Source organism: Kurthia gibsonii (assembly GCF_006539985.1).
In the GTDB taxonomy this organism is placed as follows: Bacteria; Bacillota; Bacilli; order Bacillales_A; family Planococcaceae; genus Kurthia; species Kurthia gibsonii.
Genome location: NZ_BJOB01000097.1, coordinates 1 through 1953, shown reverse-complemented (window position 1 = coordinate 1953; position 1953 = coordinate 1). Strand labels below are relative to the sequence as shown.

General features: G+C 38.2%; 2 protein-coding genes. Both read right to left on the bottom strand.

Annotated elements, in window-relative coordinates:
- Nucleotides 1–97 precede the first annotated feature (97 nt).
- Entirely contained in the window at nt 98–1666 is a 1569-nt protein-coding gene (locus tag KGI01_RS13590) for an IS1182 family transposase (RefSeq protein ID WP_141275126.1), read from the bottom strand.
- A gap of 45 nt (nt 1667–1711) precedes the next feature.
- A partial coding sequence (locus KGI01_RS13990) for a hypothetical protein (protein ID WP_218026256.1) occupies nt 1712–1953 on the bottom strand: 242 nt, incomplete at its 5' end.

The window sequence follows — 1953 nt, the reverse complement described above, 5'->3', positions numbered from 1 at the left end:
AGGCTGGGACATAAATAGCTCTCAGTCACACAAAAAAGGAGATTGCGCAGGCAATCTCCTTTTTTGTGTGATTTTTTTCATAAGTGATGGGAGGGTTTTACCCTCTCATCGCATACTTTCTTAGGTTGGTTGCCATTAAGGCAAGTCCGATTTCATTTCGGACCTTCGATTTTCCACGAAGTGAAAATCGAGTGAAACCTAAATTCGCCTTCAAAAATCCAAAAACTGGTTCCACATCGATTTTTCGTTTTCGATAAATGGCGCCTGTTTTTGCTTCTGAAAGCGTCGCTTGAATCATTTTCTTTTGTTCTTCCCAATGCGTATTGATGGCTAATCTTCGATTGTTTCCTTCACGTGCTTTTGTACAAGATGAACGGAAAGGACATCCTGAACAGTCTTCACATGTATAGATTTTAAAATGACGTGTAAATCCTGTCTTATCCGTACGTGTTGAATCATATTGGTACTTTACTAATTGTCCATTCGGGCAAGTATAACAATCGGTCGTTGCGTCATATGCCCAATTGCTTGTTTTAAAAGGATCTTTAAGATATTTTCGTTGCTGTTCTTTGCGATACATACCATATGTAATTAATGCTTTACGTTGGAGTGTTTCTACCACGTATTGATAGTTCGGTTCACTACCATAACCTGCATCGGCGACAATATGTTCAGGTAATTCAAAATAATGAGCTTGAATATCTTGTAAAAAGGGCACGAGCGTTTTTGTATCTGTCGGATTCGGATACACCTCATAAGCAAGGACATATTGATTTTCTGTTGCGATTTGAACATTGTAACCGGGTTTCAGTTGTCCATTCTTCATATAATCGTCTTTCATACGCATAAATGTCGCGTCGACATCGGTTTTTGAATAACTATTTCGTGTACCCATCTGTTGTAAATGAAGACGATATTGTCTTTTTCGGACAATCCAATCTTTCACTTGTTTTAAATATTGTTTCGGTGTTTTACGTGCTGCACGCAATTGTTTTCGTTCGGTTGAATCAGAGGAAGCTTCCAGCTTTTCTGTATAATCATCAATTACTTCTTCTAATGTCGAAGCGACTTGTTCTAGCTCTTCTTCAGATAAAGCCTCTTTTTGTTCCTTTTGAATGGCAGGCAAAATACGTTCTTCTACGAGTTGCTCGTATAAGGCATTAGACTTTTCAATCATACTAGCTTGATAGTTTTCAACCGACTTCTTCCATACAAAAGTGAACTTATTGGCATTCGCTTCAATTTTTGTACCATCAATGAAGATTGCTTGTTGGTCAATGCATTTTTCTTCAATTAATCGACACCGGAATTGGATAAAGCATTGTTTTAGAAGTTCTTGCATCTGTGGATGAACGCGAAAACGATTAATCGTACGATAGCTTGGTTCGTAACCTTGTGCTAACCACATCATACGTACACTATCTTTTGTTAAATCTTCCATCCGGCGACCTGAAAAAATAGATTGTGTATAACCACATAAAATAATTTTTAACATCATTTTAGGGTGATAAGAAGGACAACCTGTCGCTTTGTAGAAAGGAGCGAAAGCTTCTTCTGGAATACTTTCGACTAAATGATGGATCGAAAAAGCAATATCTTTTTCAGCTAGTTTCATTTCAAAATCTAATGGTAAAATCACTTGATTCATGTTATAGTTTTTATACATAAAGAGCACTTCCTTTTATTATTTTTGTGGTAAGATACTTAAATTTTAACAGGAAAGGCTCTTTTTTTGTATCCTTTTTTTTGTTTTAGATGGGCGTGAGGGCGTGACTTCTGCGGGAACAGCACGAGCGGAATATCCATGTTGGCGATTCATCGCCAACATGAGATGAAGCCGTGCCCGCGAAAAGCATCGCCCAAAACGAACATCCGCAGACAGACCAAAAAGAGCTTCGGCATTTTCATGTGCCGAAGCTCTCTTGCTTTTAGCTAGGGTTTTGTCCCAGCCTC

What these genes read in the sequence shown, in the direction of transcription:
- KGI01_RS13590 (WP_141275126.1), bottom strand. Translation starts at nt 1,666, where the DNA reads ATGTATAAAAACTATAACATGAATCAAGTGATTTTACCATTAGATTTT.